This is a genomic window from Pseudomonas sp. UBA4617, assembly GCF_002386445.1.
Taxonomy (GTDB): domain Bacteria; phylum Pseudomonadota; class Gammaproteobacteria; order Pseudomonadales; family Pseudomonadaceae; genus Aquipseudomonas.
Genome location: NZ_DGIR01000027.1, coordinates 71,671 through 97,236, shown reverse-complemented (window position 1 = coordinate 97,236; position 25,566 = coordinate 71,671). Strand labels below are relative to the sequence as shown.

25 protein-coding genes are annotated in these 25,566 nt (G+C 64.8%); 13 read left to right on the top strand and 12 right to left on the bottom strand.

Translation table 11 applies throughout. The annotated features are described in order from the left end of the window. The first annotated feature begins 26 nt into the window (after nucleotides 1-26). From B4L76_RS12860 to B4L76_RS12840, 5 genes are read left to right on the top strand one after another with little or no spacing between them, the layout of a single operon-like run. Nucleotides 27-542 (top strand): chalcone isomerase family protein, encoded by a 516-nt coding sequence (locus B4L76_RS12860; protein ID WP_296232962.1) that lies wholly within the window; start codon nucleotides 27-29, stop codon nucleotides 540-542. A gap of 14 nt (nucleotides 543-556) precedes the next feature. After that, a complete protein-coding gene (locus tag B4L76_RS12855) occupies nucleotides 557-1,093 on the top strand; it encodes a DUF3833 domain-containing protein (protein ID WP_296232961.1) in 537 nt (178 codons plus the stop codon). Continuing rightward, on the top strand, nucleotides 1,090-1,395 hold the full coding sequence (locus tag B4L76_RS12850) for a DUF6482 family protein (protein WP_296232960.1): 306 nt from the start codon (nucleotides 1,090-1,092) through the stop codon (nucleotides 1,393-1,395). The genes B4L76_RS12855 and B4L76_RS12850 overlap by 4 nt, the downstream gene beginning before the upstream one ends. Further along, the gene (locus B4L76_RS12845; protein WP_296232959.1) at nucleotides 1,389-2,930 is read left to right on the top strand and encodes a cryptochrome/photolyase family protein; all 1,542 of its coding nucleotides are present in this window, start codon (nucleotides 1,389-1,391) and stop codon (nucleotides 2,928-2,930) included. Before B4L76_RS12850 ends, B4L76_RS12845 begins: the two co-directional genes overlap by 7 nt. Next, complete coding sequence (locus B4L76_RS12840; protein WP_296232957.1) at nucleotides 2,927-3,073, top strand: DUF2256 domain-containing protein; 147 nt, start codon at nucleotides 2,927-2,929, stop codon at nucleotides 3,071-3,073. Before B4L76_RS12845 ends, B4L76_RS12840 begins: the two co-directional genes overlap by 4 nt. On the opposite strand, the gene B4L76_RS12835 is transcribed toward B4L76_RS12840, so the two are convergent. The 7 genes from B4L76_RS12835 to B4L76_RS12805 all read right to left on the bottom strand — a co-directional run bounded on the left by B4L76_RS12835 (nucleotide 3,047) and on the right by B4L76_RS12805 (nucleotide 8,541). Beyond that, nucleotides 3,047-3,535, bottom strand: a complete 489-nt coding sequence (locus tag B4L76_RS12835; protein WP_296232955.1) for a DUF2878 domain-containing protein — start codon at nucleotides 3,533-3,535, stop codon at nucleotides 3,047-3,049. The genes B4L76_RS12840 and B4L76_RS12835 overlap by 27 nt on opposite strands. Before the next feature lie 2 nt (nucleotides 3,536-3,537). Then, a complete protein-coding gene (locus B4L76_RS12830) occupies nucleotides 3,538-4,785 on the bottom strand; it encodes an SAM-dependent methyltransferase (RefSeq protein WP_296232953.1) in 1,248 nt (415 codons plus the stop codon). Then, nucleotides 4,760-5,569, bottom strand: a complete 810-nt coding sequence (locus B4L76_RS12825; RefSeq protein WP_296232952.1) for a DUF1365 domain-containing protein — start codon at nucleotides 5,567-5,569, stop codon at nucleotides 4,760-4,762. Before B4L76_RS12825 ends, B4L76_RS12830 begins: the two co-directional genes overlap by 26 nt. Continuing rightward, entirely contained in the window at nucleotides 5,566-6,813 is a 1,248-nt protein-coding gene (locus tag B4L76_RS12820) for an NAD(P)/FAD-dependent oxidoreductase (protein ID WP_296232950.1), read from the bottom strand. Before B4L76_RS12820 ends, B4L76_RS12825 begins: the two co-directional genes overlap by 4 nt. Before the next feature lie 5 nt (nucleotides 6,814-6,818). Next, nucleotides 6,819-7,571 carry an SDR family NAD(P)-dependent oxidoreductase gene (locus tag B4L76_RS12815; protein ID WP_296232948.1) on the bottom strand — a complete coding sequence of 251 codons (753 nt, stop codon included), beginning with the start codon at nucleotides 7,569-7,571 and terminating at the stop codon, nucleotides 6,819-6,821. Continuing rightward, nucleotides 7,568-7,990, bottom strand: coding sequence for a nuclear transport factor 2 family protein (locus B4L76_RS12810; RefSeq protein ID WP_296232947.1), 423 nt, complete (start codon nucleotides 7,988-7,990; stop codon nucleotides 7,568-7,570). The genes B4L76_RS12815 and B4L76_RS12810 overlap by 4 nt, the downstream gene beginning before the upstream one ends. Nucleotides 7,991-8,094: 104 nt before the next feature. Then, a complete protein-coding gene (locus B4L76_RS12805) occupies nucleotides 8,095-8,541 on the bottom strand; it encodes a PAS domain S-box protein (RefSeq protein ID WP_296232946.1) in 447 nt (148 codons plus the stop codon). A gap of 147 nt (nucleotides 8,542-8,688) precedes the next feature. Between B4L76_RS12805 and B4L76_RS12800 the strand changes: the two genes are divergently transcribed. Continuing rightward, the gene (locus B4L76_RS12800) at nucleotides 8,689-9,576 is read left to right on the top strand and encodes a MerR family transcriptional regulator (RefSeq protein ID WP_296232945.1); all 888 of its coding nucleotides are present in this window, start codon (nucleotides 8,689-8,691) and stop codon (nucleotides 9,574-9,576) included. 65 nt (nucleotides 9,577-9,641) lie between these two features. On the opposite strand, the gene B4L76_RS12795 is transcribed toward B4L76_RS12800, so the two are convergent. Continuing rightward, complete coding sequence (locus B4L76_RS12795; protein WP_296232944.1) at nucleotides 9,642-10,895, bottom strand: arsenic transporter; 1,254 nt, start codon at nucleotides 10,893-10,895, stop codon at nucleotides 9,642-9,644. Nucleotides 10,896-10,902: 7 nt separating this feature from the next. Continuing rightward, nucleotides 10,903-12,150 (bottom strand): MFS transporter, encoded by a 1,248-nt coding sequence (locus B4L76_RS12790; protein ID WP_296232942.1) that lies wholly within the window; start codon nucleotides 12,148-12,150, stop codon nucleotides 10,903-10,905. Between the two features lie 802 nt (nucleotides 12,151-12,952). Between B4L76_RS12790 and B4L76_RS12785 the strand changes: the two genes are divergently transcribed. Further along, nucleotides 12,953-13,495: an AAA family ATPase gene (locus B4L76_RS12785; protein ID WP_296232940.1), complete on the top strand. Its 543-nt coding sequence runs from the start codon at nucleotides 12,953-12,955 to the stop codon at nucleotides 13,493-13,495. Between the two features lie 113 nt (nucleotides 13,496-13,608). Here the strand turns inward: B4L76_RS12785 and B4L76_RS12780 are convergent, their stop codons facing one another. The 3 genes from B4L76_RS12780 to B4L76_RS12770 all read right to left on the bottom strand — a co-directional run bounded on the left by B4L76_RS12780 (nucleotide 13,609) and on the right by B4L76_RS12770 (nucleotide 15,779). Beyond that, on the bottom strand, nucleotides 13,609-13,968 hold the full coding sequence (locus B4L76_RS12780) for a cupin domain-containing protein (protein ID WP_296232938.1): 360 nt from the start codon (nucleotides 13,966-13,968) through the stop codon (nucleotides 13,609-13,611). Further along, nucleotides 13,965-14,558, bottom strand: a complete 594-nt coding sequence (locus B4L76_RS12775) for a GNAT family N-acetyltransferase (RefSeq protein ID WP_296232937.1) — start codon at nucleotides 14,556-14,558, stop codon at nucleotides 13,965-13,967. Before B4L76_RS12775 ends, B4L76_RS12780 begins: the two co-directional genes overlap by 4 nt. Before the next feature lie 306 nt (nucleotides 14,559-14,864). After that, nucleotides 14,865-15,779, bottom strand: coding sequence for a LysR family transcriptional regulator (locus B4L76_RS12770; protein ID WP_112249302.1), 915 nt, complete (start codon nucleotides 15,777-15,779; stop codon nucleotides 14,865-14,867). 206 nt (nucleotides 15,780-15,985) lie between these two features. Here B4L76_RS12770 and B4L76_RS12765 point away from each other — a divergent pair, with 206 nt between their 5' ends. From B4L76_RS12765 to B4L76_RS12740, 6 genes are all read left to right on the top strand, one after another. Beyond that, nucleotides 15,986-17,008: a zinc-dependent alcohol dehydrogenase family protein gene (locus B4L76_RS12765; RefSeq protein WP_296232934.1), complete on the top strand. Its 1,023-nt coding sequence runs from the start codon at nucleotides 15,986-15,988 to the stop codon at nucleotides 17,006-17,008. Between the two features lie 512 nt (nucleotides 17,009-17,520). Next, entirely contained in the window at nucleotides 17,521-18,906 is a 1,386-nt protein-coding gene (locus B4L76_RS12760; RefSeq protein WP_296232933.1) for a hypothetical protein, read from the top strand. After that, nucleotides 18,906-20,279, top strand: coding sequence for a GntR family transcriptional regulator (locus tag B4L76_RS12755; protein ID WP_296232932.1), 1,374 nt, complete (start codon nucleotides 18,906-18,908; stop codon nucleotides 20,277-20,279). Before B4L76_RS12760 ends, B4L76_RS12755 begins: the two co-directional genes overlap by 1 nt. Nucleotides 20,280-20,405: 126 nt before the next feature. Further along, on the top strand, nucleotides 20,406-22,055 hold the full coding sequence (locus B4L76_RS12750; RefSeq protein WP_296232929.1) for a VRR-NUC domain-containing protein: 1,650 nt from the start codon (nucleotides 20,406-20,408) through the stop codon (nucleotides 22,053-22,055). Further along, nucleotides 22,052-24,325: an ATP-dependent DNA helicase gene (locus tag B4L76_RS12745; RefSeq protein ID WP_296232927.1), complete on the top strand. Its 2,274-nt coding sequence runs from the start codon at nucleotides 22,052-22,054 to the stop codon at nucleotides 24,323-24,325. Before B4L76_RS12750 ends, B4L76_RS12745 begins: the two co-directional genes overlap by 4 nt. A gap of 234 nt (nucleotides 24,326-24,559) precedes the next feature. Then, complete coding sequence (locus tag B4L76_RS12740) at nucleotides 24,560-25,474, top strand: site-specific integrase (protein WP_296232926.1); 915 nt, start codon at nucleotides 24,560-24,562, stop codon at nucleotides 25,472-25,474. The last annotated feature ends 92 nt before the right edge of the window (nucleotides 25,475-25,566 follow it).

The following is a 25,566-nucleotide window of genomic DNA, read 5'->3' as shown; positions in this document are numbered from 1 at the left end:
TTTTGTATAGTATTCGAGTCGAGGCGATGGCGACATCCACTGTAGCGCGCTGGGCAGGGCTGGCCCTGTTGCTCCTGCTCGCCGGGCCGGCCCCCGCCGACTGGCGGTCGGCAATTCCCGCTGCGCAGCTGTCCGGCAGCGGCGAATTCACCTGGTTCGGGCTGCGCCTGTACACGGCCCGGCTCTGGTCCGGCGGGCCTGTACAGGGTTGGCAGCAACCGTTCGCGCTCGAACTGCGCTACCACGTGGAACTGTCCCGCGACACCCTCGTGCAGGCCAGCCTGAAGGAAATGCGCAGGCTGGGCGCCGCGCCGCAACAACTGGCGGCCTGGCGCGGCCTGATGGAAGCGGCCTTTGTCGATGTGAGTCCAGGCCAACGGATCACCGGTGTGTATCTGCCGGGCGTGGGGTGCCGCTTCTACGTGGATGACCAGTTGCGCCGCGAAATCAGCGATATCGCCTTCGCCAAGGCATTTTTCGCCATCTGGTTGGGCGAGGGTGCCAGGGACCAGCAATTGCGCGGCCGCCTGCTGGGCCGTTAATCATGGGGGTGAACATGTACAAGGTGCTGCTGATGACCGCCTGCCTGCTTCTGACCAGCTGCGGCAATGTCGACGTGGACCACTACGCCCGGGAAACGCCAGCCCTCGACCTGGTGGCCTTCTTCTCGCAGCCGGTACAAGCCTGGGGCATGTTCCAGAAGCGTTCCGGCGAGGTGGTGAAGCGCTTTCATGTGCGCATCGACAGCCGACGCGACGGTGAGCGGCTGATCCTCGACGAGCACTTCACCTACAGCGATGGCACCCGACAGCAGCGCACCTGGACCTTGGTGCCGGACGGCCGCGGCCAGTGGAAGGGCACGGCGGGCGATGTGATCGGCGAGGCTCGCGGGCAGCTGGCGGGTAACGCCTTGCGCTGGCGCTACCGCCTGGACCTGCCGGTTGACGGCAAGCACTGGGAAGTGGAACTGGACGACTGGATGTACCTGATGGATGAAGACACGCTGATCAACCGCTCGAGCATGAGCAAGCTGGGCGTGGAAATTGGCCAGGTTACCTTGTTCTTTCGCCGCATGCCGGAGGTCACACCATGAACCTGCAACGTCTTACCGAGCTGGCCGCCGCCGGCGCCGTCAACGAACTCGAACTGCTGTCGCTGGAGGGCGGTTTCTACGTGCTGCGGGCCATGACCGACGCCGGCCCGGTGACCCTTAGCGATGAGCACGGGCAGGCCACGCGCCTGCGCTCGACAACCGAGGTGCGCGAGCTGCTTGCCGGGTGGCCGGCGTTGCCCTGCATGCTGGTGCAGCAAGTGGTGCATGACGAAATGTGCGGCCAGCGCGACGGCCCCATCGCGCCGCTGCGGGTGCCCGTGTCACTGGGGACGCAATGGTAGCGCGCCCGCCACGCCTGGGCCTGGTACTGGGCGACCAGCTATCGTTCGACCTGGCCAGCCTGGCAGCGCTGGACCCGGCCCGCGACACGCTGCTGATGGCCGAGGTGCATGACGAGGCTACCTATGTGCCGCACCATCGGCAGAAGATCGTGCTGATCTTCAGTGCCATGCGCCACTTTGCCCAGGCCCTGCGCGAGCGCGGTTGGCAGGTGCGCTACGTCGAACTTGAGGCACCTGGCAATAGCGGCAGTATCGCCGGTGAGCTGCGCCGCTGGCAGCAGGCGCTGGGCTGCGCCGAGATCCACTTGACCGAATGTGGCGAGTGGCGGCTGGAACACGCCTTGCGCGAGGCCGGGCTGCCGCTGGTATGGCACCCGGACACGCGTTTCCTGTGCTCGCGGGGTGCTTTCGCGCGCTGGGCGCAGGGGCGCAAGCAGCTGCGCATGGAGCATTTCTACCGTGGCATGCGCAAACGCTGCGGGCTGTTGCTGGAAGCCGATGGCGGCCCTGCCGGCGGTGCCTGGAACTTCGACAGCGACAACCGCAAGACCCTGCCACGTGGGCTGCGGGGGCCCTTTGCACTGCAGTTCGCCGTGGATGACATCACGGCGGCGGTGATCAGCCTGGCAAGCCGGCGCTTCACTGGCCACTACGGTGCGCTCGAAGGCTTTTCCTACCCCGTTACCCACGCTCAGGCCGAACAGCTGTGGCAGCACTTCCTGGACTTTGGCCTGGCAGCGTTCGGTGACTATCAGGACGCCATGGCCGAAGACGAACCGTACCTGTTTCATGCGCGCATCAGCGCCGCCCTGAACATCGGCCTGCTGGACGTGCGCCGCCTGTGCCAGGATGTCGAGCACGCCTGGCGTGACGGGCGAGTGCCACTCAATGCCGCCGAAGGGTTCATCCGCCAGCTGATCGGCTGGCGCGAATACGTCCACGGTATCTACTGGCTGCGCATGCCCGAATACGCCGCGCTCAACCACCTGGGCAACCAGCGTGCGCTGCCGGAGTTCTACTGGACCGGGCGCACGCGCATGCGCTGCATGGCGCAAGCCATCGGCCAGACGCTGCGCCTGGGATATGCCCACCATATCCAGCGGCTGATGGTGACCGGCAACTTCGCCTTGCTCGCCGGGATACTGCCCGCAGCCATCTGCGAATGGTACCTGGCGGTGTACCTGGATGCGTTCGACTGGGTGGAACTGCCCAATACCCTCGGCATGGTCATGCACGCCGACGGTGGTTTTCTCGGCTCCAAACCGTACTGCGCCAGTGGCCGCTATATCCAGCGCATGTCCGATCATTGCAAGGCTTGCGCCTACAACATCAGGCAGGTGAGCGAAGCGCAGGCATGCCCGTTCAACGCGCTGTACTGGCACTTCCTGATCCGCCATCGCCGGCAATTGGCCGGCAACCCGCGGCTGCAGCTGGTGTATCGCAGCCTGGACGGTATGCCGACGGCGCGACGGGAAGCGGTGTGGGCGCGTGGCGAGCAGTTGCTGGCGCAGCTCGATGCAGGGGCGTCGCTGTGAAGAAAGAGCACCTGCCAAGCAAGCTGTGCGTGGTGTGCAACCGGCCATTCAGTTGGCGCAAACGCTGGGCGCGTTGCTGGGAGCAGGTGCTCTACTGTTCGCAGCGCTGCCGGCGCTCAGCGCCACGTGGCAAGGCGCAATAGCAAGGGCAGGGCCAGCGTCCAGACCGCCGCCAGCAGCGTAGCGGTCGCCAGCGTACCCAGCGGCAGCTCGACCTGGGCCAGCCTGGCCCCGCCCACATAGGCCAGCGGGCCACCTGCCGCGCCGAACAGGGCGGCAAGCCAGCTGCGCCGGGCCAGCCAAGCCAGGCTGTGGCGCAGGCCGCAGCACAGCACACTCCAGAGCAAGGCCAGCCACAGCGGCAGCGGCCAACTGTCGAAGCGGAACACCCCCAGCACACCCAGCAGGCTGTCGAGCACACAGCCGGCGAGGGTGCAGCGCAACACTGCGTGCAACTCGCGCTGGCGGTCCCGGCAGCAGGCGAAATGCCAGGCCAGGCCGATGGGCACCAGGCCAAGTAACCAGGGCCGATGGGCCCCATACACACATAGCCACCAACCCGCCTGCAGCCACACGGCGTTGGCCAGCAGCCCACGCTTGGTCATGCTCAACGCTCGGGCAGTGGGGCACGCAAGGCTTTGGGCGCGGCCAGCAACAACTGCGCTACGCCGATCGCACGCTCCTCGAAGCCGCCCTGGCAATAACACAGGTAGAACTCCCAGAGGCGCTGGAACGCGTCGTCATAGCCCAAGGCCGTCAGCGCACTGCGCGCCTGGCGCAGGTTGTCGTGCCAATGCCGCAGTGTGCGCGCGTAGTCCAGGCCGAAATCCTGCAGGTGCACCAGGTTCAGCGGTGTTTGCCGGGTGGCGTTTTGCAGCAGCACGGTCAACGAGGGCAAGGCCCCGCCGGGGAAGATGTACCGCTGGATGAAGTCCACCGAGCGGCGGGCCTGGTGGTAGCGTTGATCACGGATGGTGATGGCCTGCAGCAGCATCAGGCCGTCCGGCTTGAGCAGCCTGGCACATTGGTTGAAGTAGTCGGGCAGGTAGCGGTGGCCGACGGCCTCGATCATTTCGATCGACACCAGTTTGTCGAACGTGCCGCGCAGGTCGCGGTAGTCCTCGCGCAGCACGGTCACGCGCTGCTCCAGGCCCAGCGCCTCCACGCGCTGGCGGGTATACGCATATTGGGCTTCCGACAGCGTCGTGGTAGTCACCCGGCAGCCATGCTGGGTGGCGGCGTGAATGGCCAGGCTACCCCAGCCACAACCGATCTCGATCAAGTGATCGCCGGGGTGCAGGCGGAGTTTCCGGCAGATGTGCTCCAGTTTGTTCAACTGGGCCTGCTCGAGGCTTTGCCCCTCGTGCTCGAACATCGCTGCCGAGTACATCATGGTCGGGTCGAGCAGCTGTTCGAACAGGGCGTTGCCCAGGTCGTAATGCGCCAGGATATTGCGCCTGGCGCCGCGTCGGCTGTTGCGGTTCAGCCAATGCAGCAGCCGCAGTGCCGGCCGCCCCAAGCGGGCAAGGCCGCTTTCCATGGCGTCGAGGACCTCGAGGTTGGCCACGAACAGGCGCGTCACGGCGGCCAGGTCAGGGCTGCGCCAGTAGCCGTGAATGTACGCTTCGCCGGCACCGATCGAGCCGTTGCAGGCAATCAGGCGCCAGGCTTTGTCGTCGACAATTTCCAGTTCAGCCTGCAAGGGGCTGTCGGCGCTGCCGAAGCACCATTGTTGGCCACCGTGGCTCACTCGCAGGTAGCCGTGGCGCAGCTTGCCGAGCTGAGCAAGCACCAGGCCGCCCAGCCATGGGACCACTCCGGCGGACTTGCTAACGCTCACGCTGGGATTGTGCATGCTCAGGATCCTCACAGGGTTGGCCAACGGCCAGGTTGCCCTGGCTGGCAGCGTGGTCATGGACAGGGGTACGTTTGAACAGCAGGCGCAATGCCTGCCAGTAGATGGCCGACAGGGTGCGCAGGCTCATCCACGGGAACGCCAGGATGTGGCGGTGCAACGACCGGCTATCGAGCGCCTGCCGTTGCAGCGCCAGGTCGGCCTCGAAGACCTTGTGCCCGGCGTGCCAGTTTTCCATGTGCAGGCGCACATGCTCGGCGTCCAGGTGAAAGCGCAGGCGGTAGTCCATGGCCAGCGGCATGAACGGTGACACATGGAAGGCCTTGGCCATGCGGTAGGGCCGGTCGAGGCCGGCCTGCACCGGCAGCACGTAATGGAAGCGTTCACGCCAGGGCGTGTTGCGCACTTCCAGCAGGATGGCCACCAGGTGTGCCTCGGCATCGTGACAGAAGTAGAAGCTCACCGGGTTGAACGACAACCCCCAGCAACGCAGCTGGGTCAGCAGGCGAACCGGACCGCTGGGCGCCTGCCCGGTGGCCAGCCCGACCAGGTGGCGGGCGGCATCGGCCAGGCTCAGCCCCTGGCGGGTCAAGCCTGGCAGGTAGTCGGTCTCGCGCCAGCACAGCGGGGCAAGGCGCCAGCGCCCCAGCCAGGGAGATAGCTTCGGCAGCCTGGCGGTGTCGTCGAGGTCGAGGTCGAACATGCCGATGCGGTAGCGAAACGCATGCGCGCGTGGCAGCAGCCGGCGATGACTGACCCAGCCTTGGCAAAGCCTGCTGTTCACAGTGTTTCTCCGAACCGTTCGGCGACTTTCAAGGCGCTTGCCACGCCGTCTTCATGGAAGCCGTTGCCCCAGTAGGCGCCACAGTAGTAGCTGTGCAGATGGCCCTGCAGCTCGGCGTGGCGTGCCTGAGCCGCGGTCGCCGCCAGGCTGTATTGCGGGTGGGCATACTGGAAGCGGGCAAGGATCTGCATGGGGTCTATCAGCGCGGTCTGGTTGAGGCTGACGCAGAAGGTTTCCGGCGCCTGCAGGCCTTGCAGGATGTTCATGTTGTAGGTCAGCGCCGCCGGCGCCTGGGCGGGCCCGCCCAGGCGATAGTTCCAGCTGGCCCAGGCTGCCTTGACCGGCGGCAGCAGGCGGGTGTCGGTATGCAGCACCACGTCGTTGCTGGCATAGCGGATAGCCGTGAGCACCTCGCGCTCCTGGATACTGGGCGCCTCCAGCAAGGCCAGCGCCTGGTCGCTGTGGCAGGCGAACACGACACTGTCGAAGCGCTCGGTGCCGGCGGCACTGTGCAGGGTGACCCCGCCGTCGTCGCGTACCACCCGGTGGACCTTGCACTCCAGGCGTAGCTGGTCGGCGAACGGTTTGCACAGCGGTTCCACGTAACTGCGCGAGCCACCCTGGATAACCCGCCACTGCGGGCGCTGGTTGACCGACAACAAGCCGTGGTTGCGGCAGAAGCGCACGAAAAACGCCAGCGGAAAAGCGAGCATGTCGGCGCGCGACATCGACCAGATCGCCGAGCCCATTGGGATGATGTAGTGGTCGATGAAGCGTTGGCCGTAGCCCCCGGCGCGCAGGTACTCACCAAGGGTGGTAGCTGCCTGCTGGCGCTGGCCGTCGAGGTCCGCCAGCGCTTCGCGGTTGAAGCGCAGAATATCCCTCAGCATGCCCCAGAAACCCAGCGACAGAAGGTTGCGGCGTTGCGCGAACAAGGTGTTCAGGCTGTGCCCGTTGTAGGCCAGGCCGCTTGCCGGGTCGTGCACCGAGAAGCTCATTTCGGTCGGCTGTGAGGCGACGCCCAGGCGCTCGAGCAGGCGGATGAAGTGCGGGTATGTCCAGTCGTTGAAGACGATGAAACCGGTGTCGATGGCATAGGTTCTACCGCCACAGCTGACATCGACCGTGTGGGTATGCCCGCCGATCCAGCTGTCAGCCTCGAACACCGTCACTTGATGTCGGCGCGACAGCAGGTGGGCGCAGGTCAGGCCGGAAATGCCGCTGCCAATGATCGCGATACGCATGGCTTTCACCCTTCCTGCCTGCGTACCAGGCGCTGTCCGATGGCCAGGCGCAGGCGGGCCGGCAAGCTGCCGAGCAGCCGCAGTACCAGGATGAAGCCGCGCGGGAAACTGATTTCCAGCGGCCGCCGTGGCAAGCGGCTGATGATGTAGCGTGCTGCGCGGGAGGCAGTCCACATCTGTGGCATCGGGAAATCGTTGCGCCGGGTCAGCGGCGTATCGACGAACCCCGGGCTGACCAGGGTGACGTCGATGCCTTCATTGAGCAGATCGATGCGCAGGGATTCCACCAGGTAGCGCAAGGCCGCCTTGGATGCACCGTAGGCGCCGGCCCGAGGCAGGGCCAGCCAGGTGACCGAGCTGCCTACCACCACCAGGTGGGGGCGACGGCCGGCGCGTAGCAGGGGCAGGGCGGCCGCCAGGCAGTGGCTGGTAGCCAGCAGGTTGGTGCGCAGCACCCGCTCGACCAGGGTCGGGGCGAAGTGCCCCGGTTCCAGGTATTCACACGTGCCGGCATTGAGGATGGCGATGTCGAGGCCGCCCCATGCCTGCCTGATCCGGGCGGCGATCTGTTCGACCTGGTGCGGGTCGTCGAGATCGCCGACGGCCAGCAGTACCTGGCCGGGGAAGCGTTGCGCCAACGGCGCCAGGCGCTCGGCATGGCGCCCGCCCACGGCGACCTGGTGGCCCTGTTCGAGCAGTCGCTCGGCAAGCGCGGCGCCGATGCCGCTGCTTGCGCCGGTCAACCAGCAGCGGGTCATGCCAGCCGCCCTTTGAGCCAGCGAACTGCGCCGCCGAGGACCGGAACGTGTTCATACAACAGCGCGCCAGCGTCGAAGTAGTCCTGGTGGCTGAACACCCGTTCGCGCCACTGCAGGAAACTGCAACCTTGCAGAATGATGGGCTTGCCGCCGTTCAGCCGCGGGTGGCAGAAGCGCAAGTGCCAGCGCAGGTAGCCCTGGCCTGGTCGCACCTCGTCGTAGCCGGCGAAGCTGTAGCTGACATCGCGCGCGTTGGCATACAACTGGCCGAAATAGGCGCGCAACGCATCGAGCCCCTCGATATGGTGCAGGGGATCGCGAAAGGTGACCGAATCGTCATATAACTCGCCAAGAATGTGCAGGTTGTCGCGCTGAAGGCAGGCAAACCGCTCGGCGAACCGCTGAAGGTAGACGGACATGTGCAGCTCCAGTTAAAACTGTACAAATCACCTAACTTGTACAGGTATGACTGAAGCCTATGGCGAAAATTGTACAAGCGCAACGGTCTTGTACAATTATTTGCTCAGGATTTCTTTACGGCGAGCTGCCGACGCAACTCCGCGACTTCCGCCTCCAGCTCACGCACACGCTGTTCGGCGTGCACCTGCGCCGTGACATCGCGCTGGATGCCGATGTAGTAGGTCAGTTCATCGGCGTCGTTGTGCACCGGTGTGATGGACAGCTCGTTCCAGAACAGGCTGCCGTCCTTGCGATAGTTGCGTAGCACCTGGCAGCAAGGGCGACCCTCACGGATCGCTTGGCGAATGCTTTCCAGCGCCGCCTGATCGTGGTCATCGCCCTGTAGAAAGCGGCAATCCTGGTACAGGATGTCCTCGTTGCGATAACCGGTCAGGCGTTCGAAGGCGGGGTTGGCATAGATGAGAATGCTGTCGGTGCCTTCCTGTTCGGCGACGACGATGCCGTCGTTGGAGTTGTTGACCATCAGTTGCAGGAGCTTTGCGTTGATCATTCAAGCCCACCCGGGAGTCTGTCTGGGGTATGCGCAGCCTGGCCGGCCAGGCCAGGCGACGCGTTTTGCCCATGATGGACCATACCGGCTCGCCGCAGAAGGGGTGGATGGGGCTAGAATGAGCGCACCTTGCGGACGAATCCCAGTATGACTGAAACGAACCCCACCGATTTGCTGCCCATGCGTGACGTGGTCAGCCTCACCGGCATCAACCCGGTTACCCTGCGTGCCTGGGAACGCCGCCATGGCCTGATCCAGCCGCATCGCACCGAAGGCGGGCATCGCCTGTACACGGCCAGCGACGTACAGCGTATCCGCGACATCCTGCGTTGGACTGCCAATGGCCTGCCGATCAGCAAGGTCGGCCCGTTGCTGAACCGGCAGCCTGTCGAGCAACGGCAGGGCGACGAACAGTTCGCCGATTGGCGGGCGGCGCTGGCACGGGCGACTGCAACCTACGATGTGCAGGCGCTGGAAGCGTTGCACGGGCAGCTGTTCACCCTGTTGCCGAAAGCGGTCGTGTTCGGGCAGGTGTTGCTGCCGGTGTGGCAGGAACTGCGCGGCAGCGACGCGCTGGGGGCGCGCAGCCAATGGCTGTTTCTCGATTATTTCCTGCGGGCACGGCTACTGCTGCGCCTGCAGCTGAACCAGGCCGATGCCCCGCGCGTGCTGCTGGTGGCTGGCGATGAACAGCCAGAGCTGGTACTGCTGGGTACTGCGCTGGTGCTCAGTGGCGAGCAGCAACGCATCGAGGCCCTGGGTGGTGCGCTGCCATTGGAGGAGGTGGCACTGGTGTGTGCGGCGGCGCAACCGGCAGCGCTCGTGGTGGCGATGCAAGGGCCGCTGAATGCCGCACTGGCCAAGCGCCTGCGCTGGCTGCAGATGGAGATCGCCTGCCCGCTGGCCCTGGCGGGCGCGGGGCCTGTGCTGTCGCAGGCGCCACTCGACGGCGCGCCCGTGTGCCTGCTCGATACCCAGGGCGGTGATGTGGCAGCGGTGCTCAATGCGTTGCTCAGAGGCACCCTGGATGTGTGAGCGGTAGCTGGGCGGCACATAGGCAGGATGGCGCGAGGGCAGCTTGGCTGCCGTGAAGCCCCACATCACACCTGCAACGTCAACAGCGCCGCCACCAGGGCAGGGGGCATCAACAGCAGCCCCAGGCGCAGGAACTGCCAGGCGCTCACATGCTCGCCTTCGCGACGGATCGCGACCAGCCACAGCAGCGTTGCCAGCGACCCGGTAATCGACAGGTTCGGCCCCAGGTCGACGCCGATCAGCAGCGCAGCCGTCGTCTGTTGCGGCAGTTGCACCAGCGAGCCCATGGACCCGGCCATCAACCCGGTGGGCAGGTTGTTCATCAGGTTGCTGGCAATGGCGACACCCACGCCCGCCAGCCAGCTGGCCTGGCCCGGCGCAGCCTCTGCCAGCGTGGCCAGCGCCTGGGCCAGGCGCACGACCAGGCCGGTTTGGGCGACCGCTTCGACCAGCACGAACAAGCCCGCCACCAGCGGCAGCACGCCCCACGCGACATGACGCAGTACCGGCATCGGGCTGCGCCGCTGGCGCAGGTGGATCAGCGCCGTGATCGCGACGCCGGCACCGAACGTCGGCAGGCCCAGCGCCATGTCCAGTGCCGAGGCGCCCAGCAGCAAGGCGGCGGTCAGCGCGATGCCCAGTGCGCACAGGCGGGCACCAGCCGACAGCGGCTGGGTGTGCACGCTCAATGCCAGCGGCTGGTTGATCTGCCGGCGCTGGGCCAGGCGCAGCGTCAGGTAGGTCAGGGCGATTGCCGCCAGCGATGGCAGGGTGAACTGCCTGAGCCAGTCTGGCAGCGGTGGCATGTTGCTGCCGAATACCACCAGGTTGGCCGGGTTGGAGATAGGCAGCACGAAGCTGGCTGCGTTGGCGATGAACGCGCAGATGAACAGGTACGGCAAAGGCTCGGCTTTGGCCGCCTTGCACGCCGCATACACCGCGGGTGTGAGTACCACTGCCGTGGCATCGTTGGAAAGGAACACGGTGACCAGCGTACCAACCAGGAACACCAGGTCGAACAGCCGTTGCCCGGAGCCTTGCGCGTGCTGCACGGCGTAGCGTGCCAGCCAGTCGAACAGCCCCTCCTGGCGGGCCAGCTCGGCCAGCACCATCATGCCGACCAGGAACAGGTAGACGTCGCTGCCCTCGGCCACCGCGGCCAGGGCGCTGGGCGCTGTGATCAGGCCCAGGCCGACCAGCAGCAAGGCGCCGCCCATGGCCCAGACGTATTCAGGGATGCGCCAGGGGCGCAAGATGACGCCAGCGGTGGCCAGGGCGGCTATCGCCCAGATGATCGATGCGTGTTCGCTGACTGGCATGGGCTGTTCAGTTTCCGGCAAGGGTCGTCAAGGAGGGTGATGGCGAAGCGTCGGGCTGGGTCTCGGGCAGCGCGACCAGCACCAGCAAGAAGGCGGCGCCGGCAATCGCGGCCAAGGTCAGGAATGCTGCATCATAGCCAGCGGCCTGAACCACCAGCCCGGCGATGCCAGGGCTGAGCGCGGCACCCAGGCCGAATACCGCCGCCAGCGCACCGAGGCTGACATTGAAGCGCCCGGTGCCGTCGGTCAAGTCCTTGACCACGATCGGGAACAGCGCGCCGAAGATACCCGCGCCGACGCCGTCGAGCAGCTGCACGCCGACCAGCCAGAACGGGTTGTCGGACACCACGTACAAGGCCCCGCGCAGGGGCAGGATGAGAAAGCCGGCCAGCAGGAACGGCTTGCGCCCCCAGTGCTCGGCCTTGGCCCCCACCAGCAGCGCCATGGGTACCATCACCAGCTGCGCCGCGACGATGCAGGCGGAGGTCAGCGGGGTGGCCAGGCGCAGGTCGACCTGCGACAGCTTCTGGCTCACCAGGGGCAGCATCGCCGCATTGGCGAGGTGGAACAACGCGCAGCACACCGCGAAGACCAGCAGGGTGCGGTTGTGCAGCAGCAGCTTGAACCCGGCAGGGTGGTCATCACCGCTCGGGCCATGGGCCAGCCCGCGCGCCAACTGGTGGTCGATCGCTGCGGCGGGCACGCGCGCGACGGCAACGATGCTGGCCACGGTCATGACCGCCATCAGGTAGAACACCACCACCGGGCCGAACAGGCAGGCCAGGCCGCCGGCCAGCAGCGCCGAGCAGGCATTGCCGGCGTGGTTGAAGGTTTCGTTGCGCCCGACCCGCCGGGTGAACGCCCTGGGGCCGGTGATACCCAGCGAGATGGCGGCTATCGCCGGGGCGAACACCGAGCCTGCCAGGGCACTGACCGTCTGGGTCAGGGCTACCCAGCCGAATGACGAAATCAGCGGCAGCAACAGGCAACTGCCGGTGACCAGCAGGGCCGCAATCACCAGCACCGCACGCTTGGCCGGGGTACGGTCGATCAGGGCCCCGGCCGGCGTCTGCGCCAGCAGCGCGACGATGCCGGCCAGGCTCATCAGCAAGCCGATGTTGGCCGGCTGCCACTGGTGCATGGCGAGCAGGTAGATGGCCAGGTAAGGGCCGAGGCCGTCGCGTACGTCGGCAAGGAAGAAGTTCAGCCAGTCGAGGGCACGGTGATGGGAAGCGAGGGGCCTTGAATTTGCCAAGGAGGTCGTCTCGTGAAAGCCATGGGGGAGCGCGAGCGGTAGCCGCGAGTGCCGGATTCAGCCGATAGGCAGGGGCGCTTCGCGATGGGGTAACGAAGCGGGTGAGCGACCGATGGCCGAGGGCAGTGGAACAACGAGGAGAATGTCACGTTTCACGGTAGTACTTGATGAAAATCCGATTTTCCGCGCTGGCGATCCTGCTGAAGGCCATGGCACACCGCCAATCCTGGCGTGGGCCAACCATACCGTGCGCGACCTTGAAATACAGTAGCCACGCCAAGGCGCAAGCTCCGCAGATTGAGCATGAACCTCTGGGGAAGAGGCTCGTCGCCATGGCAGGTGTTTACGCAGGTGTACCGCTGTTGCTAGCCATCACCAGCGGTGGAAGTGCAGGCAGCAGATCCATCACATCGCAAAACAACTGTCGATTTTGCCAATCTGTCCGATCGCCAATGACATACAGCCGTCCCTTGGCCCGGGTGGCAGCAACGTTCAGCAGGTTGGGGCAGTGCTGGGTATGTCCTGGAAAAAGGGCTGGTAGTCGGCGTCTCGCTTTTTCAGCTTGGGAACGGCTTGCGGTTGCAGCAACTCGACCGCATGCCAGTAACGCACAATGCTTGGCGGGTTCATCTACGTCCTTGAGAGCTGGTAGGGCTTTGGTCCTCGGGGCAGCCTATCAGGAAATGTGGGACGTTGCAGATGTCGGGAAGGGTTCAGGCCATACGCCTCAGCGCAAATGGCAGGAACTGTTGCGTACAATGGCGAGCCTGACATCCAGCTGGCATGGCGACAGGGAGTTTCAATGCAACGGGTGATGATCATTGGTCAGCCAGGGTCTGGGAAAAGTACCTTGGCACGCAAGCTTGGCGAACGCACAGGCTTGCCGGTCGTGCACATCGACAGGATTCATTGGCAGCCCGGATGGGTCGAACGGAGCCGGGAGGAGAAGACGCGTCTTTGCCACGAGGTCGAGGCCGGTGAGTGCTGGATCTTCGAAGGCGGGCATTCGGCCACGTGGAACCACCGCCTGGCCCGTGCCGACATGTTGATATGGATTGATCGCCCGGCGCCGCTTCGATTCTGGCGCGTACTCCTCAGGACGATGTTGAACCGCGGTCGAACCCGACCAGACTTGCCGGACAACTGCCCGGAACTGCTGGCCAACCTGCCAGCCTTTTTCAGGTTCATGTGGCGGACAAGAACCTCGTCTCGGGAGGCCATGAAGCGATTGGTGGCAATGGCCCCGTCGGGTTGTCGCACGGTCTGCCTGCGAAGCAATCGCGATACCGAGGTTTTTCTGGCGAGTATTGGCACACAGCCTGACCAGGCAGCCTCAAGATCGTAGGGCCGTGCTGCGTCCCTTTCGCGACCTGAGGCGGTTCCCACCAAGGGTCGGCTCCATGCGCGACAGCGCAGCTCAGTCCCTTGCGCTGCGCTCGATGAAACGCGACCTCGTGCCTAGATAGCGGGCAATAGGATCACGAAGTTCTTTTTCATGTCCTCCAGCACGGTCCATTTGCCCTTGGCGCCCGGTTCGATAATGAACGTGTCGCCAGCGGCCAGGGTGATGGGAGCGCAACCCTCGAGCTCGATGACGCAGCGTCCACTCAGGACATGGCAGAACTCCCAGACCTTGTAGTCGATACGCCACGCTCCGGTGCTGGCTTCCCATTCTCCGGAAATGCGACCTTGCTGTTCATCGTGATAGTACTTGGACGTCAGCGTATGCGGGGTGCCTTCCACGACCTCTTCAAAGAACGGAAGGTCGCGCACCGGTTCGATATCCAGTTCGCGGAACACGGTAAGTTTCTTGGTCATGGTTTTTTCTCGAGCACGTTATGGGCAGGGCGATACATCAAATAGGCTTCACCGGTTACGCCCAGCATCGGGTGCGGAACGATCTGGCAGGTTTTAACAATTTGAAAACCGTGACGTTCGTAGAAGCGGCGTGCACCGTGGTTTTCTGCATAATCGATCAGGCACATCCCGTCCAGGCCAGCGTCCTCGGCGCGCTGCTGGGCGAGGCGCAGAAACTGGGCGCCCAGCCCCTGGCTGCGCCATGCCTCATCCAGGGCCAAGCTGGATATGTACAAGGTGTCGGGTATTTCCATGTCTGAATAAGGCGCAAGGACCGGGTCTGTCTCGGCAGGCCTGTCGGGGCTCTCGCGCAAGGCATAGCTATGCATCATGCCGATGACACGTCCTTCGAAAGTGGCCATCAGGCAGTTCTTGTAGGAAAAGTCGCCCTGTTCCCTGGCATAACGAGACGCACCGACACTCAGCAATGCTTCTCCGGGTGCGGCAAGCTTGCTCCAGATGTAATCGGCCATACCCTCCGATGTCAGTTGAAAGAAGCGCGCAATATCATGTGCGTCCGAGGCTTGGGCGGGCCTGAAGTCGATAGGCATGTAAAGTGTTCCATGGGCTCGGGTGGTTGGTGTCCAAGGATTTCCCCCTTTGACAGGGTGGCAGGGTAGGCGGGTAGAACGGTTGCCATCATGCTCTGGGCGAACACCATCGGCACGGTGTGCGACGCTGCCCAAGGTTACCTGGCTGTTTAAAGGCTCTGACCCACAGGAAAATCACCAGCCTTCAGGCCTGCGCTGTACCTGTGGGAGCCGCGCTTGCCGGCGATGAGGGGCCGCGAAGCGCTGGTCTACAGCCAATAGCTAGCGCCATGTATTCAAAGGGCTATGGCGCTTGGTTGACCCCAGTCAAAGACTATCGGGGTCACCGAAAAACATCTGTATCCGCGAGCGCAACCAACGCTCTGCCGGGTCATTGTCCTGCGCTCCGCGCCAGGCCATGTGCAGTTCGAAACTGCGCACCTCCAGCGGCAAGTCCTCCGCCCGCAGCCCACCCGCTGCGGTCAGCGCATCGGCCGTGTAATCCGGCACCGTGGCCACGATATCGGTGCCCGCCAGCAAGCTCCCCAACCCGTTGAACTGCGGCACCGCCAGCACCACATGACGCTTGCGACCGATTTCCTCCAGGGCTTCGTCGATGAACCCCGACAGGTCACCGGCGAACGACACCAGCGCGTGCGGCCGGGCACAGAAGTCGTCCAGGGTAATGGCGCCGGGAACGCTGTCGGCGCGCAACAGCTTCGGCATGCTGCGGCGCAGCACCTTGCGCTTGGCGTTGGCTGGCAGTTCGCTGGTGTAGCTGACCCCCACCGAGATCTCGCCGGAAGCCAGCAGCGTCGGCATCAGCAGGTAGTTGACCCGGCGCACCACCAGCACGATGCCCGGTGCTTCGGCACGGATACGCTTGAGCAACTGCGGCAGCAGGGCGAACTCGGCGTCGTCCGACAGGCCGATGCGGAACACCGCATTACTGGTGGCCGGGTCGAATTCGGCGGCACGGCTGACGGCGGTGGAAATCGAGTCCAGTGCAGGGGATAGCAGGGCGAAGATCTCATGCGCCCTGGCCGAAGGTTCCATGCTGCGGCCGGTGCGCACGAACAGCGGGTCGTCGAACAGGTTGCGCAGGCGTGACAGGGCCGCACTGATAGCGGGCTGACCGAGGAACAGCTTTTCCGCCGCACGGGTCACACTGCGCTCGTGCATCAGCGTTTCGAACACAATCAGCAGGTTGAGGTCTACGCGACGCAGGTCGTTTCGATTCATCGGGGCGCTTCGCCTGAAAGGGGGCAGGGGTGAATCTTAAGGCCAAAGGCTGGTACCCTGCACGGGTTTACGGGGGCCAATCGCAAGGAAAGTCTGGTGCCCAATCGATGACAAGCATGTCGACTATTAATGACCACTGATGGTCTAACCGGTAAAGCCCGGATAGAGTTCAGGGTAATTAGAGGTTCACAAAGGCGAGGTATGCGATGTCCCGCATGATCCGGTTCCACAAGTTCGGTGCTGCCGATGTGCTCCGTTGCGAGGAGCAGGCCGAACCGTCACCCGCTGTCGACGAGGTGCAAATCCGCGTCGAAGCGGTTGGCGTCAGCTGGTATGACGTGCTCTGGCGGCAGAACCTGGCCCCCTCCCAGGCACGCCTGCCGGCAGGCATCGGCCACGAAATGGCCGGGGTGGTGACTGCGGTTGGCGAAGGTGTCGAGGACATCGTGGTTGGCGACCGGGTGGCGAGTTTCCCGGCCACCAGTGCCAACCAGCACCCGGTTTATGGCGACGTAATCGTACTGCCACGTACCGCCATTACCCGCTACCCGGATGTACTCACACCGATCGAGGCCAGCGTGCATTACACGCCGCTGCTGATCGCCTATTTCGCCTATGTCGACCTGGCCCGGGCCAAGGCCGGGCAAACGGCGCTGGTCACCGACGCCAGCCATTGCGCGGGCCCGGCGTTCGTGCAACTGGGCAAGGCTCTCGGGCTGAAAGTGTTCGCCGCCACCAAGGAAGCGGAACAGCGTGAATACCTGCTGGGCCTGGGGGCTGACAAGGTGATCGTCACCGAAGAGCAGGATTTGCTGCTGCAGGTTGGCAAGTACACCGATGGCCGTGGCGTGGACATGGTCCTCGACGGCATGGGCGGGCCGCAGATGTCGCTGCTGGGCGATGTCCTGGCGCCGCGTGGCAGCCTGGTGCTGTATGGCCTGCAAGGTGGCAACCAGACACCGTTCCCGGCGTGCGCGGCGTTCCAGAAGAACATCCAGTTCTATGTGCATTGCATCGGAAACTTCACTGGCAAGCCGGAGCTGGGTATCAGTCAGGACCAAGTGGCGTTGCAGCGTGCCCTGCGCGATATCAACCAGTTCACGGCCGACCAGTTGCTGACACCGCAGATCATCAAGGTATACCCCTTCGAGCAGGTGGTGGAGGCGCACCGCTACATGGACCAATGCCCGTGCGGCGGGCGTGTGGTGCTGGATATGGCGCAGCACTGAGGGTTGTTCGAATGGTCAGGAAACCCGGGCTTTGCCCCGGGTTTTTTTTGCGCCGTGGAAAATGAGTCAACTATTAAAAACAGAAATTACTTACAGCAACCAGAGAACCGGATTACTTACAAATTGGGCCTCCGTGGCATAACGAAATATCTTGCCAGGTTTTCTGTGTTGAACTATCGCCTTCCTGCGGTCAATGTGTTTTTCCGTTTTCTCTGAATGGTTTTTATACCCTGATCTGTATCTTCTATTCGCTTTCCATCCCTCGATAATGGCCCGATGATAGTTTGCACAAGGAGCGTGGGATGAGCAGGGCTATGCCCGAGCCAGGGCAGTATTTGGTAGCAGTGGACTGGCGTGCTGGTGCGTTCTTTTCGATGGCTTGGCGACAGAGAGTGGTTACGTCATTACTTCCATTTGGTTGTAGGAAATTTCTTCTGGAAACGCCGAGGCATTTGCTCGAGCAATTCACTGTTCGGCTTGCTTGGGTTGCTTGAAGTTGATGAGGTGATTTCGTGACTGCTATTCACGACCAGGCAATGCACTATATCTACCAGCAGGTGCTCGAACGCTTGCTGAGTCACATGTCCCAGGCCCAGCGTGCCTCCTTGCAGTTGCTGATACAACGGTTGCTGGTTGCAGCAGGTGGGCCCGAATACATTGGCACCTTCCGCCTGCTGGTGCTGCAGGGCAGCGACCGCCGTAGTACGCGGCTACTGGCCATGCTGCGTGCCGCGCAGTTGAGCATTGCCCTGCGTGCGCCGGTCACCTTCCAGTTGCGGGTGCTGGTGGTCAGCTTGCCGAGCGCGGACCGCGCTACGCTCGAAGGCCATGAACGCTGCTTCAGTGGCCTGTTCATGCAGGATGATCAACGGGTGCGGCTGGAGATGATCGAGGGGCGCGAGGTAGTGCCGTTCAGCTGTCGGCCTGCGGCTGCAGGCGAGCGGTGGCGGCAAGCGCGGGATGCCATGCTGGTCTTTGGCCACCTGGTCGATGCCACGCCCGAAGCCCTGTTGGGTAGCCGGCTGCATCTGGAGCTGGCCGAAACCGTGGGCCTTGCACTGCGGGACCAGGCGCCTGCCGACGTCCTGGTCACTGCCGTCCCCGCGCGGCAGCGGCGCAAGTATCTGGCCTGGGCCCGGCGCAGCCTGCGCCTGGCAGGCGCGCACGGTTCGCAGCAGGTGCATCAGTGCGTGGCAACGCTGGCCCAGGGGTTGGGCTGGCTGCACGGCACCGTCGACGGGGCGCTGGACGCGCAGGGCGAACCTGCCGCAAGCGTTGTCACGGAAGAGGCGCCGGTGCGGGTGTTTGCCATCGACGACCTGCTACCCCATCTGCTGGATGTGCAACAGCTCGACGTGATGCTCGGCTGTTGTGACGATGGCGCCCGGGATGCCTGGCCGCTGGCGGCGTTCATCGAACCGTCGGCGTTGGTGCAATTGCATGAACTGCACGACTACAGCCTGGAACCACAGGCCGATCGACCTGCCCTAAGCCTGGCTGGCAAGGCTGGCGGCAGTCGCCACGGCGATGTGCAGCCGGTGCAGTTTGGCAAAGCCTACGGTATCAACCAGACCCAACTGGTGTGCGTACTGTTCAGGCCGTTCGCCAGGCAGGGGAGGAACCTCGAGCGGTTCCTGCAGTGTCGGCATGCCGACATGCTGGTGGCGTTGCCCTATCTGCACCGGGCCCTGCAGGGTAAAAGCTGCCCGGAGGCGGTCAAGGACTGGCTGGTCAACACCAGCGGCCTGTCGCTGGGGCAGCTGCGGGCGATCTATGGCGGGCGTTTGCGCCTGACGGCCTGGCGCCTGATGAGCAACCTGGCGCAGCGCGATATCCACCTGCGCTGGGTGCCGCGCTGCGCGGCAGGGCGGTGGCGTGATGTGGCGGGGCAATCCTGATGGCGCGGGCTGTTCGCGGCGAGTTTGCCTATCGCAAGGTGTACCGCTACCTGATAGCGCTGATCGACGAGGCGCCGGCGGCGGGCACATGCCGCTTACCGTCGTTGCGCGCGCTGTCGCGCCGGCTGAGGGTATCGCTGGCCACCGTGCAGAGCGCCTACAACCTGCTGGAAGAGGAGGGCCGGGTACAATGCCTGCCGAGATCGGGTTACTACATACAAGGTGCTGCGACACGTGCAGCTGCGGCCATGCCCCACCAGGCGCCATTGCCGGCGCAGCCAACGCTCGAACGTGCCCTGTTCAGCCATGAACGGCGCCTGGCGCGCCAGCGTGCGCACAGTGCCGCGGGCTGGGCAGAACTCGGCAGCGTCCGTCTGCGCAATGCGCTGGCAGCGCGTTACACCCGTTCCTCCGGCCAGTACTGGCGTGCCGAGGACGTACAACTGGCCCCTGATGTTCCCGCGCTGCTGGAAACATTGCTGGCAGCGCTGGCCTTGCAGGGGGAGACCGTGCTCGTCCATTCGCCCTGCTGTCCGCAATTGCTGCGCGCCCTGGAACGCACCGGCATGCGCGTGCTGGAAGTGCCGGCAGACCCGCGCGGTAACCCGGACCTGCGTACCTTGGCCCGGCTGCTGGAAAGCGAGCCAGTGGGCATGGTGGTCATGCCGTCGTGCCTTGGCATGCCTCAGGGGCGTCTGGTCACGCCACACTGCCAGCAGCAGCTGGGCGAGCTGTTGGCCCGCCACCCGGTGTGGCTGCTGGAAAACGATCTGGACAGTGACCACTGCTACTGCGGGCCCCCGACCAGGCGCCTGCGTGACTGGGCCGACCCGCGCTGGTTGCTGGTAATGGGGGCGTTCGAGGCTGTCATAGGGGCCGAGGCCCCCTATGCCTATGTTCTGGGGCAGGGGGCCGTGCTGGCCGGGGCGTTCGCCGAGCGCGGGTTCCGGCTTGCGCCACTGCGCCTGCAGGCGCTTGCGCAGATGCTGGGCAGGGGTGAGGTCGAGGCGCAACTGGTCCGCTTGCGAACGGACCTGCAACGACGCGCGCAATGCCTGGCGCGTGCGCTGGAGCTGCAATTCGGCCAGCGCGTGGTGCTGGAAATGCCCGAGGGCGGGCAGGCACTCTGGGTGCGTTTTCGCCAGCCGCTGGTCTGGGAAAACATTGTCGCGGCGTTGACTGGCTCGGCACTGCATGCGCTTGCGGGCGGGCAGTTCAGCCTGCAGGGGCGGTATCAGCAGTACCTGGCACTGGTATGGGTTGGCGGGCAGGCGGAGGTCCTGCAACAGGCCGTGGAACGCCTGGCCCAGGCGTTGGAATTGCGCTGCGGGCGGCCCGCCGGGACGGTCGGTCGAGGGGCGCGGGAGCAGTGATGGAACAACGCCGGGCGCTGCGCAGCTGCCGCGCCGCGGGTTGACCGCGGCACGACCTGCGGCACTTGTCAGCCAGTTGATCTGTATGTATAACCAGTGTCCATTCCAGCCGCCTGACCCAGCCCAGTGATCGCCCATTCCGTCGATGACCCGTTCTACTACCTGCACAACTTCCGCCAGGTAATGCAGTGGGTAGAACAACGCTACGCAGACCTGCTCGACGATCAGGACCTGGGTTTCATCCGCGCCTTCAGCCAGCTGGCTGTCCCGGCGCAGGCCCTCATGGTGCGCATGGTCATGCGCAAGGGCGAGCTGTTTCGCAGCGACCGCCTCGACTACGCCGAAATCGGCGACACCGGGCAGGCGCTGCAGCCGTTGCTGGCCCTCGGCTGGGTGCAGGAGCCCGGGCAACTGGCGCTGGAACAGCTGTTCACCCTGTTGCGCAAGGACGAACTTGCCCGCTGTTTTGCCCGGTACCTGAGCCGTCCGCGTGCCGCCAAGCATGAACTGCTGGCACAGCTGCAACCGCTGGGCCTGCAAGCCCGGGCACTGACCGAGTGGTTCCCCGACAGTGGCGTGCGCATCCTGCAGTGGTGCCAGCAGCCCTTGTGTGACCGCATGCGCCTGCTGTTTTTCGGCAACCTTCACCAGGACTGGTCTGACTTCGTCCTCGCCGACCTGGGCTTGTTGCGCTATGAGCAGGTGCCATTCAGCAACGATTCGCGAGCCTTGCAGAAACGCGCCGAAGTCGACCTGGCCATGGCCTTGCACCAGTGCGCAGAGCGTCTGGAGCAGGGCGACGACCCGGGGGCGATCCTCACCGCCTTGCACGGCCTGCACAGCGACAACCCGTGGCTGGCCCGGCGTCATGCGCGCCTGCAATTCGCCCTGGGCCAGCAGTGCGAGCGCCAGGGCGACTGGGTGCAGGCCATGGCTGTCTACGCGCAATGCCAGCATGCCCAGGCGCGCATCCGCCAGGTGCGGGTGCTGGAGCGCAGCGAGCAGTGGTCCGAGGCGCATGCCCTGGCGCTGCACATGGCGGCGACACCGGCCAACGCACTGGAAGTGCAGGCGCTGGAGCGCATGTTGCCACGCCTGGCACGCAAGCTCGGCGGCCCGCCACAGCCACGCCGGCGTGAGGCTGCCCTTGAACTTATCGAGCTGGAACTACCACGCGAACACGCCGCACTGGGGGTGGAGGAGGCCGTGCGCCAGCATCTGGCCGAGGACGGTGGACCGGTGCATTACGTGGAGAACACGCTGTTCAACAGCCTGTTCGGCCTGCTCTGCTGGGAGGCGATCTTCGCCCCGGTGCCTGGCGCGTTCTTCCACCCGTTCCAGGCTGCGCCCCAGGACCTGCATGACAGCGACTTCCAGCTACGGCGCAGCACACTGTTCGAACGTTGCCTGGGGCGGCTTGACGACGGTAGCCATCACCAGGCCATTCTCGACTGCTATGCCGCCAAGCAAGGCTTGCAATCGCCCTTCGTGTTCTGGTCCATGCTCAGCGAGGCGCTGCTTGAACAGGCGCTGGCCTGCCTGCCCGCAGTGCATCTGAAGCAGTGTTTCCTGCGCCTGTTGCAGGACATCCGCAACAACCGCGCCGGCATGCCCGACCTGATCCAGTTCTGGCCCGGGGAGGGCCGCTATCGCATGGTCGAGGTCAAGGGCCCCGGCGACCGCCTGCAGGACAACCAGCTGCGCTGGCTGGCGTTCTGCCGGGCGCACGGCCTGCCTGTCGCGGTATGCCATGTGCGCTGGAGCGATACGCCGTGAGTTACAGCGTGGCGGTGCGCGCCCTGTGCGAATTCAGCGCCAAGGTCGGCGACCTGGACCTGCGCTTTACACCATCGCCCACCGCCCAGGAGGGGATCGAGGGGCATCGGCGGGTCGTGGCACGGCGCGCTGCGGGCTACGAGTCGGAAATCGCCCTGGAAGGGCACTTCGAAACCCTGAAGGTGCGTGGCCGCGCCGATGGTTATGACCCTGCCTGCAATCGCCTCGAAGAGATCAAGACCCACCGAGGCGACCTGGCGCGCCAGCCGGCCAACCATCGCCAGTTGCACTGGGCACAGGCCAAGGTCTACGGCTGGTTGATGTGCCAGGCACGGCAACTGTCGGCCATCGAGGTGGCACTGGTATACCTGGACGTGGACACCGACGGCCAGACGCTGGTCAGCGAGCACTGCACCGCCGCCGAACTGCAAGCCTTCTTCGAAACCCAGTGCCAACGCTTCCTGGTTTGGGCACACCGGCAGGAGCAGCGCCTGGCCGAGCGTAACCAGGGCCTGCAGGCGCTCGGCTTCCCGTATCCGGCGTTTCGCCAGGGGCAGCGCCAATTGGCAGAAACCCTGTACAAGGCGGTGAGCACTGGCCGTTGCCTGATGGCCCAGGCCAGCACCGGCATCGGCAAGACCCTCGGCACCTTGTTCCCGCTGCTCAAGGCCATGGCGCCGCAGCAACTGGACAAGCTGTTCTTCCTCACGGCCAAGACGCCAGGCCGGGCCCTGGCCCTGGATGCCATGCAGCAGATCACCGAGGCCACGCCGCAACCGGCCCTGCGCACCCTGGAACTGATCGCCCGCGACAAGGCCTGCGAATACCCGGAAAAGGCCTGCCACGGCGAGTCCTGCCCGTTGGCGGCGGGCTTCTACGACCGCCTGCCCGCCGCGCGCGAAGCAGCGGCCGCGTTGCCGCTGCTCGACCGCGCACAGCTGCGTGACGTGGCCCTGGCGCACCAGGTGTGCCCGTACTACCTGGGCCAGGAAATGGCGCGCTGGGTCGACGTGCTGGTAGCGGACTACAACTATTATTTCGATGCCCACGCCTTGCTGTTCGGCCTGACCCAGGCCAACCAGTGGCGCGTAGCGGTGCTGGTGGACGAGGCGCACAACCTGGTCGAGCGCGGGCGTGGCATGTACAGCGCCAGCCTCGACCAGGCCCAGTTGCTGGCACTGCGTCAGAGCAAGCCGCCTGGGCTGGTCAGTGCGCTGGACCGCTTGAACCGGCAGTGGAACGCGCTATACAAGGAGCAGCGGGCGCCTTACCAGGCCAGCGACGCGCTGCCGGATGGGCTGTTGCGCGCACTGCAGCAGTGCATCGGGCTGATCCAGGAGCAGATGAACCAGGCACCTGGGCAAATCGACCCGCAAGTACTGCAGTTCTTTTACCAGGCCTTGCAGTTCAGCCGGGTCGCCGAACTGTTCGACGAGCATTTCCTGTTCGACATCAGCCAGCGCCAGGGGCCGCGCAAGCGGCGGCTGGCCAGCCTGAGCCTGCGCAACGTCAACCCGGCGCGCCTGCTGGCCCCGCGCATGCAGGCGGCGCGCAGTGTGACGCTGTTTTCCGCCACGCTGAGCCCGCGGCATTTCTACAGCGACCTGCTGGGCATGCCGGCAAATACCGCCTGGCTGGAGGTGGCGGCGCCGTTCCGCGCCGAACAGCTGCAAGTCCGTATCGCCAGCCAGGTGTCCACCCGCTACCAGCAACGCCAGGCCTCGCTGGCGCCGATCGTCGCGCTGATTGCCGAACAGTATGCGCGGATGCCCGGTAACTACCTGGCGTTCTTCAGCAGTTTCGAGTACCTGCAGCAGGTGGCCACACTGCTGGCCGAGCAGCATGCGAGGATTCCCTCGTGGCGCCAGGAGCCCGGTATGGACGAAGCCGCCCGCCAGGGCTTTCTCGACCGCTTTGTGGCGGATGGCCGTGGCGTCGGTTTTGCCGTCCTGGGTGGTGCCTTCGGTGAGGGCGTGGACTTGCCCGGCACGCGGCTGATCGGCGCGTTCGTCGCCACGCTCGGGCTGCCGCAGGTAAACCCAGTCAATGAACAGTTCAAGCAGCGCCTGGGCCGGCAGTTCGGTGCGGGCTTCGATTACGCCTACCTCTATCCGGGTGTACGCAAGGTCATTCAGGCAGCGGGCCGGGTTATCCGCGGTGACCAGGACCGAGGCGTGCTGGTGCTGATCGACGAACGTTTCGCCGAGCCCCGGGTTCAGCAGATGTTCCCGGGATGGTGGCCAGTGGCCGAGCAGCTGAGTGCTGGTTAGCCCGCATGCATCGCTTGGGCATCCCGGTTGGTTCGGTCAGGAGGCTGCATTTGGGGTAAGATCACGATCCGTGCCAGCTGCAAACCCCTTTCATATCAAGGTGATGGCATTGTCTCAGGGTGATGATGCGATGCCTGCGGCACTATCATGTCGTCTCCTATGTCTGTCGTTTTGGCTTGCTTCAGGGGCTGGTGCGGTCCGCCGTTGCCAACGCTTCGTTACAGGATTCACGTTTTGTCCGATCTCTCGAAAAACCCGCTGCTGCAGTACATGGCCCGCCTGGCCCCATCCAGCCAGCAAACCATGCGCTACATTCTTCAGGACGCTGCCGATCGACTGGGTTTTGTCGACTGCAATATCGTTGATGTGCCCTGGCACCGGCTCGAGCCCGGCCATGTGATCGCCCTGGTCGCGGCGCTGCGCGCCGATGGTTACGCGCCCAACAGCTCGTCGCTGTACGTCAATGCCATTCGCGGGGTGGTGAACGAAGCCTGGCGTCAGGGGCTGATCGAACATGAACAGTTGTTGCGCATTCGCGAGGTCAAGCCGGACAGTGGCAGCCGCCTGCCACCGGGGCGCAACCTGCGGCGTAGCCTGATTCGCGAGCTGATGGATGTATGCGCGGCCGACCCCCGGCCACAGGGCGTACGGGATGCGGCGATCATTGCCCTGCTTTACGGTACCGGCATGCGCAAGTCCGAATCGGTGGACATCGATCTCGGCCAGGTCGATTTCGAGGCGCGTAGCCTGCAGGTGCTGGGCAAGGGCAACCGCCAACTGATCAAGTACGCGCCGCCATGGGCGTTCGAGAAGTTGCAGGCGTGGCTCGACCTGCGCCGCCAGGACCTGCCGGCAGGCGCCGAGGACGACCCGTTCCTGTTCAACCGCATCCGCCGTGGCAGCCACATCACCCGGGCGCGTATCACCAAGCACGCCATCTATTACATCGCACGCCAGCGCGGTGCCCAGGTAGGGGTGAAGATCATGCCACATGACTTCCGCCGGGCATTCATTACCCGGGTGATCGAAGAGCACGACCTGTCGATTGCGCAGAAACTCGCGCACCACGCCAATATCCAGACCACGGCCATCTATGACCGGCGTGATGACAACGAGCGTCGGCGCGCGGTGGACCGCTTCGACTACTGAGCACCTGAACAGGGCCCGATCACGCCCCTGCTTTGTGCGCCAACCTCCCGTATGCCCGAAACCCGATCAGCTGGCACGGATGTTTCATCTTC

Bases quoted from the DNA above. Each gene is read 5' to 3' on its own strand.
- B4L76_RS12860 (WP_296232962.1), top strand. From the start codon at position 27: ATGGCGACATCCACTGTAGCGCGCTGGGCAGGGCTGGCCCTGTTGCTC.
- B4L76_RS12855 (WP_296232961.1), top strand. From the start codon at position 557: ATGTACAAGGTGCTGCTGATGACCGCCTGCCTGCTTCTGACCAGCTGC.
- B4L76_RS12850 (WP_296232960.1), top strand. From the start codon at position 1,090: ATGAACCTGCAACGTCTTACCGAGCTGGCCGCCGCCGGCGCCGTCAAC.
- B4L76_RS12845 (WP_296232959.1), top strand. From the start codon at position 1,389: ATGGTAGCGCGCCCGCCACGCCTGGGCCTGGTACTGGGCGACCAGCTA.
- B4L76_RS12835 (WP_296232955.1), bottom strand. From the start codon at position 3,535: ATGACCAAGCGTGGGCTGCTGGCCAACGCCGTGTGGCTGCAGGCGGGT.
- B4L76_RS12830 (WP_296232953.1), bottom strand. From the start codon at position 4,785: ATGCACAATCCCAGCGTGAGCGTTAGCAAGTCCGCCGGAGTGGTCCCA.
- B4L76_RS12820 (WP_296232950.1), bottom strand. From the start codon at position 6,813: ATGCGTATCGCGATCATTGGCAGCGGCATTTCCGGCCTGACCTGCGCC.
- B4L76_RS12815 (WP_296232948.1), bottom strand. From the start codon at position 7,571: ATGACCCGCTGCTGGTTGACCGGCGCAAGCAGCGGCATCGGCGCCGCG.
- B4L76_RS12810 (WP_296232947.1), bottom strand. From the start codon at position 7,990: ATGTCCGTCTACCTTCAGCGGTTCGCCGAGCGGTTTGCCTGCCTTCAG.
- B4L76_RS12805 (WP_296232946.1), bottom strand. From the start codon at position 8,541: ATGATCAACGCAAAGCTCCTGCAACTGATGGTCAACAACTCCAACGAC.
- B4L76_RS12800 (WP_296232945.1), top strand. From the start codon at position 8,689: ATGACTGAAACGAACCCCACCGATTTGCTGCCCATGCGTGACGTGGTC.
- B4L76_RS12795 (WP_296232944.1), bottom strand. From the start codon at position 10,895: ATGCCAGTCAGCGAACACGCATCGATCATCTGGGCGATAGCCGCCCTG.
- B4L76_RS12785 (WP_296232940.1), top strand. From the start codon at position 12,953: ATGCAACGGGTGATGATCATTGGTCAGCCAGGGTCTGGGAAAAGTACC.
- B4L76_RS12780 (WP_296232938.1), bottom strand. From the start codon at position 13,968: ATGACCAAGAAACTTACCGTGTTCCGCGAACTGGATATCGAACCGGTG.
- B4L76_RS12775 (WP_296232937.1), bottom strand. From the start codon at position 14,558: ATGCCTATCGACTTCAGGCCCGCCCAAGCCTCGGACGCACATGATATT.
- B4L76_RS12770 (WP_112249302.1), bottom strand. From the start codon at position 15,779: ATGAATCGAAACGACCTGCGTCGCGTAGACCTCAACCTGCTGATTGTG.
- B4L76_RS12765 (WP_296232934.1), top strand. From the start codon at position 15,986: ATGTCCCGCATGATCCGGTTCCACAAGTTCGGTGCTGCCGATGTGCTC.
- B4L76_RS12755 (WP_296232932.1), top strand. From the start codon at position 18,906: ATGGCGCGGGCTGTTCGCGGCGAGTTTGCCTATCGCAAGGTGTACCGC.